This window comes from Sphingopyxis sp. (genome assembly GCF_036402335.1).
Lineage (GTDB): Bacteria > Pseudomonadota > Alphaproteobacteria > Sphingomonadales > Sphingomonadaceae > Sphingopyxis.
Map to the genome: position 1 here is coordinate 1 of NZ_DASWTD010000148.1, position 8016 is coordinate 8016.

An 8016-nucleotide genomic window follows, 5' to 3' on the forward strand; every position below is an offset into this window, starting at 1 on the left:
GGAACAGGTAACTGCTGTAGTCCGCGTCATGCTCAATGGTTTCGAGGATCGCCAGCGCCTGCCGGGACAGGGGGATGCTGTGGACGCGGCGCATCTTGGTCTTGTGCTTTGGGATCGTCCAAAGCGCCTTGTGGAAATCGAAGTCGGCCCATTCGGCATAGCGAAGCTCGCCCGGGCGCACGAACACATGGGGCAGGAGCCGCAGCGCGGCCTTGGTGTTGGGATGCCCCTCGAACGCCTCTATCGCGCGGAGCAGGCCGCCCGCTGCATTGGCGTTCGTGATCGCTGCACGGTGGACGGGCTGGGGTGCAATGAGAGCGCCACGCAAGTCGGCGGCAACGTCGCGCTCTGCGCGGGCCGTGGCGATGGCATAGCGGAATATCTGGCTGCATGTGCTGCGCAGCCGCTTGGCAGTCTCGTAGCGGCCCTTGCTCTCCATCTTACGGAGCATCACCAATAGCTCCTGCGCGGAGATAGAGGCGATCGGGCGCTTGCCGATGGACTCGTTGATGAAGTCCAGCAGCCAGCGCAGTTTCTTCATGGTGACGGCGGAACGGCCTTCGCACTCGACCTTGACCAGCCATTCGTCGGCAACCGCCTTGAAGCTGTTGGATGCAGCCACAGCCGCCGCGATGCGCTCAAGCTTGATCTGCTCGGCAGGATCGCAGCCGCGCGCAAGAATCTTGCGGGCCGCGTCGCGCTGCTCGCGGGCTTCGGCAAGGCCGGTGTCGGGATAGACGCCGAACGCCAGCGTCTTTTGCTTGCCAAGGTGGCGGTAGTTCATCCGCCAGTAGCGGCCGCCATTGGGGGTGACATAGAGGAACAACCCGTCGCCATCGGTGAGTTTATAGGGCTTTGCTCGGCCCTTGGCCTTGTTAATTGCAACAGCGGTAAGCGCCATGATGGTATCTCCGACAAGGGGAGGACCGCGATGCCATCAAATATACCATCAAGAAGGTGGTATCCGGTGGCACGAAGCCGCTCCATATGGGATACCTATACCACAAAAAACCGCAGAAATCAGCCAGTTATGGCACTTTCTGACACTCTCTGGGAAAGAGAGTTGGTGACCCCTACGGGACTCGAACCCGTGTTTTCGCCGTGAAAGGGCGACGTCCTAGACCGCTAGACGAAGGGGCCGTCTGATCGGTGAAGCGGCGCATTAGACGCGCATATCGGTGCGGTCAAGGCCTCTGTCCCGACTCTTTTCGATCGGGACGGAAATGACAAACCGCCTGCAGCTTGTTGCCTTCCGGGTCGCGAACATAGGCGCCGTAATAGTCCGGATGATAATGCGGCCGCAGGCCCGGCGCGCCTTCGTCGCTCCCGCCATGGGAAAGCGCCGCTGCGTGAAAGGCGTCAACCGTTTCCCGGTCGGCGGCAACGAACGCGATATGTGTTCCATTGCCCGTCGTAACGGGGTTACCGTCGAAGGCGGGGCCGATGAACAGCTTTGCGCCGGTGGGTGCGCCATAGCCCTTGCCGCGTTCGTACCGGATCAGTTCGGCGTGCCCGAACACCGCCATGACGGCATCGTAAAAAGGCTCCGCGCGGGCGAAATCGTCGATGCCGATCGTGACATGGCTGAACATGGCCTTCTCCTCAATCCGCCCACGCCGCATCCTCGAGGTGGAGCTCGGCGGCGGGACGGCTGCCCCAGTCGTCGCGTTTCGCGCGCCCCGCGAGCCACAGTTTGCGACCGCGTGCATGGAGCAGCGTCTGCCCCAGTTCGGTCGCGGCGCTGCGAAAAGCAACCGCCTTGAACCGGGCGCCGTCGTCGCCCGACACGATCAGGCGGACATGGTCGGTACCGACGACCCCCGATTCGACGATTCGCACCGGCCCCGTCGCGACGCGCGGCGCGGGCCAGCCGGCGCCATAGGGCCCGGCGCTCTCGATCGCATCGCACCAGAGCGGCGAAATCCCGCGCGGCGCGAGCACCGCGTCGATCAGCAGCGATTTGTCGCCGCTCGCGCGCTCGACGTCGGCGGCGAGGCGATCGTTGAGGAAAGCGCCGAGCGCGTCGACCTTGTCGGCGGCGACGGTCAGCCCGGCCGCCATCGCATGACCACCGCCCGCGACGAGCAGGCCGGTTTCCTTCGCGGCGAGGATCGCGGCGCCGAGGTCGACGCCCGAAATCGAGCGGCCCGATCCCTTGCCGACCCCGTCCTCGTCGACCGCGATGACGATCGCGGGGCGGTGCAGCCTTTCTTTCAGGCGGCCGGCGACGATGCCGATCACCCCGGGGTGCCACCCCTGTCCGGCGACGATAGCGACCGGAGCATTGCCGCACGCCGCGCTCGCATCGATCGCCTGTTCGAGCACCGCAGCCTCGATCGCGCGCCGTTCCTCGTTGAGCCGGTTGAGTTCGAGCGCGATGTCGGCGGCTTCCTGCGGGTCCGACGTTGTGAGCAGCCGGACGCCAAGGTCCGATTTGCCGACGCGCCCGCCGGCGTTGATCCGCGGCCCGAGCGCGAAGCCCATATCGCTCGCGCTCGGCGGTTTGGTGAGGCGTGCGGCGTCCATCAGCGCCGCAAGCCCGGTATTGCCGCGCCGCGCCATCACCTTCAGCCCCTGCGTCACGAGCGCGCGGTTGAAGCCGGTGAGCCGCGCGACGTCGGCGACCGTGCCGAGCGCGACGAGGTCGAGCAGGTCGATCAGCGCGGGCTCGTCGCGGCCCGCGAAGAAACCGCGCGTGCGCAGCGTACGGAGCAGCGCCGCGCCGAGCAGGAAAGCCACCCCGACCGCCGCCAGATTGCCGTGGATCGCGGCGTCGGGCTCCTCGTCAAGCCGGTTCGGGTTCACCAATGCGAACGCCTCGGGCAGGGTGGTCGCGCACTGGTGGTGGTCGACGACGATCACCTCGACCCCCGCCGCCTTGGCTTCCGAAATCGCGTCGAACGCCTGCGCGCCGCAATCGACGGTGACGACGAGCCTTGATCCGGCTTCGCCGATCCGGACCAGCGCCGCGCCCGAGGGGCCATAGCCCTCCATCAACCGGTCGGGGATATAGGCGCCGGCGGGCAGGCCCAGCCCGCGCAGCAGCCGCACGAGCAACGCCGCGGAAGTCGCGCCGTCGACGTCATAATCGCCGAAAATCGTGACCGCTTCGCCCTTTTCGACCGCGTCGGCGAGCCGCGCGGCGGCGGCATCCATGTCGCGGAACAACGACGGGTCGGGCATGAAGCCGCGCAACGTCGGCGTGCGCTGGCGGTCGAGGTCGTCGCGCGTCACGCCGCGTGCGAGCAGCAATTGCGTGACGAGGTCGTCGGGCGCGAGATTCTCGGCGCCCATGTCGGCGCTCGCGCGGCGCCAGTGCCACGGCTGGCCCATGATCGACCGCGTGATGCCGAGCGCCGCATCGCTCATGAGCGGGCTCGCGCGGCAAGGATTCGGGTGCGCAGGTCGTTCGCGGCGGCGAGCGGGATCGCGGGAATCTCGTGCGTCACGAGCGAACTGCCGCCGGGAACGCCGAATACCAGCGTCGCGAGGCCGAGCGGACGGAGGATGAAATCGCTCTTGAGGTCGACGCTCTGCACCGACGCGTGCGGCAGCAAGGTCAGCTTGGGCTTCCACACACCGCGGCGGATCGCAACCTGTTCGCCGAGATCCGTCCAGCGGTGGAAGCGTGCGCCGATAAGCGATCCGGCGCCGATCAGCAATCCGGCGAGCGGGCCGAGCCAGCCGAGCGGCTGCCCCAGCGAAACCGCGACGAGGCCGCCAACGGTCGCGCAGACCGCGCCGATCATTCCGCCGAGCGCAACGATGCGGTGGCTATGCTGCCAGGGCTGGCCGGCATCGGGACGCACGATCGCGACCTCGGCGAGCACCGGGTCGATCGCGTCCAGCTTCGCAAAGGGCACGACCTGATGATCGCGCTCCTTCTCGCCGTCGCTCGCGAGACTCTGGAGGCGCAGTTCGTGCCAGCCGAAACGCTGGCGGAACCAGCCGGTGACGAGAATCGCCGCCTGTACGCGGCGGACCGGCACCGCGACGTCGGTGCGCGTGGTCAGGCCGCGGGTGCGGCGCAGTGCACGCGGCTCGCGCGTCAGGCGGAAATCCCAGTTGGCGAAAAACATCGTCGCGATCCCGCTCGCGAAACCGATCAGCAGCAACGACAGCGCCGCGCCGACGCCGGCGATCCAGCGATGCGCAAGCAACCACTGGTCGAGCCCGTAGTCCTCGGCGATGTCGATCCAGTCCATCGGGTTGAAGACGTTGAAATCGAACGGCAGCAGGCCGTCGAAAAACTGCATGCCCGCGCCAACCACGGCGAGCGCGGCGAGCGAGAAATTGAACAGCCCCGCGACGAACAGCTGGCGCGGCCCCATCGCGAAGAGCAACCGGTCTTCGGCGGCGGGCGCGGCTTCGGCGGGATCGGCAGTGACGGGCGCCGCCGCCTCGCCGCTGCGATGCGCGCGAATCGTCGTGCGTAGCGCCTGCGCGGCATCGAGTCCGATCGCATCGAGGCTCGCGTCATTCTCCTTGCCGCCCGCGCCGGTTTCGAACCCGACCCGGGCGATGCCGAGCGCGCGCGCGACGAGCCCCTGTTCGATGCTGACATCCTGGATGCGGTCGAACGGGATGGTCCGGTGCTGGCGCGACAGGACGCCGCTTTCGATCACCACCTCGTCGTCGCCGACGACAAAGCGGAAGCGCAGCCACTGGAACCAGGCGGCGAGCAGCGACAAGAGCAGAAAGGCGAGGATCGCCGGAACGATATAGACCCAGTTGCCGGTAAAGCCGAGCGCGGCGACCGCGGGCAGGAAGTTGAGCGAGCGTGGTCCGAGCTTGACGATGGCGAGCGCCAGCGTCGCGGGGTGCAGCCGCTGCCAGTTCGGTTCATCGGCAACCCCGGGAATGACGGCGGCGGCTTCGCTCATGCGAAATCGGTCTGGATATGCCGGCGGATCGTCTCGCGCATCGCGGCGGCAAGGTCGGCGTGGAGCCCGGGCAGCGTCACCGTGCTGTTATGCGTGCCCGACGTGTGGACGATCAGGTGCGACAGGCCGAACCAGCGTTCGACCGGCCCCTGCCCGACATCGATATGCTGGACGCGCACGAATGGGACGATCGTGTCGGTGCGGAACAGCCAGCCGCGCGCGACGCGGAGCTGGCCCTCGCCGATCTTGTAGCCCCAGCGCTGGACGCGTCGTGCCGGAAAGCTGACGATCATCAGCACCGCGACCAGCCACGCAAGCGCGGTGATCAGCCCGTAGGGTCCTTCGATATGACGGATCAGCAGCCAGTCGAACACGCTCGCGCCGATCGCCAGCGGGATCAGGTTGAGCGCGGTCGCGACGCGGAGCACCTGTGCATAGGCAGGATCGACCGGGTCGAGCCCTTCGGCGGCGTTGAGCGCGTGCGCGTCGAAAGGGTCGGTCGGATGCGCGGGCGTGTCGGTCATATTCCTCCGTTAGCTGTTTAATCCCCTACGGGACAACCACATTGAAACGCGGGTCGGCGGGCGGGTGGAGCGCGAACCATGACAGGAACGCCATGCGGTCGCCGTCGATCCGGATCGCGCCCGACTGGAGAAGCGCCGGAAACTGCGCCTGCCCCAGCATCACATCGTCGAGTGTCGCGCGGTTCATCGTGATCGTTGCGGTCGGCGCGGCGTCGGTCACGCCGTAACGCGGCACTTCGACCCCGCCGCCGACGACGATCGCGACGGCTTCCTTGCTGTCGGGCAGGACGAACTGGAAGGTGCCTTTCAGTGCCGCTCCCTTCGCCGCGTCGAAGCGCGTCGCGAGCGCGTCGAAAAAGACCGCGGTCGGGATCGCGCTGACGAACGAGCGGCTCTGCCCGTTGCCCGACAGGCTTTCGACCGCGGTGCCGCGAAGGGTCGCCGCGGCGGCGAGATAATAATTGCGCCACGCGCCCGACTCGGCCTGATACCCCATCTGGTCATACGCCGAAGCGAGCGCGGCGCGCGCCTCGCTGTTGTCGGGCTGGGCAAAGACGAGCTTGTTCAAAAGCTCGGCCGCCCAGCGATAGTCGCCCGCCGCAGTCGCCGCCCTGCCCGCTGCGAGCAGCTTGTCGGCCCCGCCCGCGAGCGCGACATATTTGGGGGCGCTCGCCTCGGGCGGCAGCGGGTTGAAGTTGGCGGGGTTGCCGTCCCACCAGCCGAAATAACGCTGATAGGTCGCCTTCATGTCGTGGTTGACCGTGCCATAATAGCCGCGCGCGCCGAAGTCGGCCGCCTGTCCCGGCGCCTCGGGCGTGACATCGGCGAGTTCGTGCAGCGTCGCACCCCGGTTCGCGAGGAACAGCGTCCGGTCGTGGACGTAACGGTAGATATCGCGCTGGCTTGTCAGCAGGTCGCTTACCTCGCCCGCGCCCCAGGTCGGCCAGTGATGCGACGCCAGCGCGACCTCGGCCTTGCCGCCCCAGCGCACGAGCGCGGCGTCGATCACCTTCGACCAGTGCAGCGCATCGCGCACTTGCGCCCCGCGCAACGTCAGCACGTTGTGCAGCGTGTGGGTGACGACCTCGGTCGTATGGAGCGCCTTGTAGGCGGGGATATAGAAGACGAATTCCGACGGCGCCTCGGTCCCGCCGGCGTCGAGGAAGTCGAACGTCAGCCCGTCGATCGTCAGCGAGCCGCCCGTCGCGGCGACGGTCTCGGTCGGCTCCATATAGCCGATCGTCCCCGACGACAGCTTGGGCCCGAGCCCGGTATCAACCTGCCCGGCGGGTCCGGGAGGCAGGATCGATCCGAACATGTACAGCGCGCGCCGCCCCATCGCGGTGCCCGCAAGGACATTTTCGGAGGTCGCTTCCTCCGAAAAACCGTGCGGCGCAATGATGCGGATTTTGTCGCGCCTGACCTGTTCGGGAGTGACAATTCCGCCGACTCCGCCGAAATGATCGCTGTGGCTGTGGCTGAAGATCACCGCCCTGATCGGCAGCTTGCCGCTTTTCGCTTCGACCGTGTCGGCAAACAATTTCCACCCCGCCGCCGCGGCCTCCTCCGACAATAACGGGTCGACGACGATCCACCCGCTCTTGCCGCGAATAATCGTCATCACCGAAATATCGTAGCCGCGCAGTTGCCAGATCTTGCCGGGGACGACCTCGAACAACCCGTGCACCGCATTCAGCCGCGCCTGCCGCCACAGCGACGGGTTGACCGTATCGGGGGCGTCCTTCGCGTCGAGGAAGGCATAAGGCCGGCGGTCCCATACGGTCTTTCCGTCCTTCGACAGGATCACCCCGCCCGGAATCTCGGCAAGCTTGCCGCGCATCACATTGGCCTCGTCGCGCGGATCATCGAGCGGCAGGCGCCCGGCGATTTCGGCCTGCGCAGCGCGCGTCGCCTCGCTCGCGGCGTCCTGCGCGGCGGCGGCGAAGGGCAAGGCCCCGGCAAGCAGCAAAGCGGTCAGTCGGCGCATGTCATATCTCCCCCATTTGTCGGGGCAGCTTGCGCCGCGTGCCGGTGCTTGGCAAGCATCGGTCCATGACCGGCGCGCCGCATCTCCTGATCATTTGGCACAGCCGTACCGGCGGCAGCGAAGCGCTCGCCGCGGCCGCGGCCGAAGGGGCGGGAACGGCGGCGCGGCTCGTGGCGGCGGAGGATGCGACGCCCGAACTGCTCATGGCTGCGGGCGGCTATCTTTTCATCGGCCCCGAAAATCTCGCCGCGCTCTCGGGCGCGATGAAGGAGATGTTCGACCGCGCCTATTATCCCTGCCTCGGCCGGCTGGAGGGGCGGCCCTATGCGACGATCATCTGCGCGGGATCCGATGGCGAAAACGCCCAGCGCCAGCTCGACCGCATCGCGACCGGATGGCGGCTGAAGCGCGTGGCCGAACCGATGATCGTGAACACCGCGGCGCAGACCCCCGAGGCGATCCTTGCACCCAAAACGATCCCCGACGCCCGCCTCGCCGAAGCGCACGACCTCGGCGCCGCGCTTGCGGCCGGGATCGCCGACGGGATTTTTTGAAGAAAGCGCCATTCACGATCCAGCCTGTATTATCTGTATAATACAGGCTGGATCGTGAATGGGTCAAG

The 8016-nt window shown here is 67.2% G+C and carries 7 protein-coding genes and 1 tRNA gene; 1 reads left to right on the forward strand and 7 read right to left on the reverse strand.

The features are described from left to right. The 7 genes from VGD20_RS04515 to VGD20_RS04545 form a co-directional block, all read right to left on the reverse strand. Positions 1-901, reverse strand: a 901-nt coding sequence (locus VGD20_RS04515) for a tyrosine-type recombinase/integrase (RefSeq protein WP_331133304.1), incomplete at its 3' end; no start/stop codon positions are given. A gap of 163 nt (positions 902-1064) precedes the next feature. Continuing rightward, positions 1065-1140, reverse strand: a tRNA-Glu gene (locus VGD20_RS04520). A gap of 44 nt (positions 1141-1184) precedes the next feature. Continuing rightward, positions 1185-1592 carry a VOC family protein gene (locus tag VGD20_RS04525; RefSeq protein ID WP_331133305.1) on the reverse strand — a complete coding sequence of 136 codons (408 nt, stop codon included), beginning with the start codon at positions 1590-1592 and terminating at the stop codon, positions 1185-1187. 10 nt (positions 1593-1602) lie between these two features. Continuing rightward, positions 1603-3369, reverse strand: coding sequence for a single-stranded-DNA-specific exonuclease RecJ (gene recJ / locus VGD20_RS04530; protein WP_331133306.1), 1767 nt, complete (start codon positions 3367-3369; stop codon positions 1603-1605). Continuing rightward, positions 3366-4883 (reverse strand): PH domain-containing protein, encoded by a 1518-nt coding sequence (locus tag VGD20_RS04535; RefSeq protein ID WP_331133307.1) that lies wholly within the window; start codon positions 4881-4883, stop codon positions 3366-3368. The genes recJ and VGD20_RS04535 overlap by 4 nt, the downstream gene beginning before the upstream one ends. Beyond that, positions 4880-5407: a PH domain-containing protein gene (locus tag VGD20_RS04540; protein ID WP_331133308.1), complete on the reverse strand. Its 528-nt coding sequence runs from the start codon at positions 5405-5407 to the stop codon at positions 4880-4882. Before VGD20_RS04540 ends, VGD20_RS04535 begins: the two co-directional genes overlap by 4 nt. A 25-nt stretch (positions 5408-5432) precedes the next feature. Beyond that, a complete protein-coding gene (locus VGD20_RS04545) occupies positions 5433-7394 on the reverse strand; it encodes an alkyl/aryl-sulfatase (RefSeq protein ID WP_331133309.1) in 1962 nt (653 codons plus the stop codon). Between the two features lie 65 nt (positions 7395-7459). Here VGD20_RS04545 and VGD20_RS04550 point away from each other — a divergent pair, with 65 nt between their 5' ends. Then, complete coding sequence (locus tag VGD20_RS04550; RefSeq protein ID WP_331133310.1) at positions 7460-7948, forward strand: NAD(P)H-dependent oxidoreductase; 489 nt, start codon at positions 7460-7462, stop codon at positions 7946-7948. Positions 7949-8016: the final 68 nt, after the last annotated feature.

Coding starts and splice junctions, on each gene's coding strand:
- VGD20_RS04540 (WP_331133308.1), bottom strand. CDS start 5,407: ATGACCGACACGCCCGCGCATCCGACCGACCCTTTCGACGCGCACGCG.
- VGD20_RS04525 (WP_331133305.1), bottom strand. CDS start 1,592: ATGTTCAGCCATGTCACGATCGGCATCGACGATTTCGCCCGCGCGGAG.
- VGD20_RS04550 (WP_331133310.1), top strand. CDS start 7,460: ATGACCGGCGCGCCGCATCTCCTGATCATTTGGCACAGCCGTACCGGC.
- VGD20_RS04535 (WP_331133307.1), bottom strand. CDS start 4,883: ATGAGCGAAGCCGCCGCCGTCATTCCCGGGGTTGCCGATGAACCGAAC.
- recJ (WP_331133306.1), bottom strand. CDS start 3,369: ATGAGCGATGCGGCGCTCGGCATCACGCGGTCGATCATGGGCCAGCCG.
- VGD20_RS04545 (WP_331133309.1), bottom strand. CDS start 7,394: ATGCGCCGACTGACCGCTTTGCTGCTTGCCGGGGCCTTGCCCTTCGCC.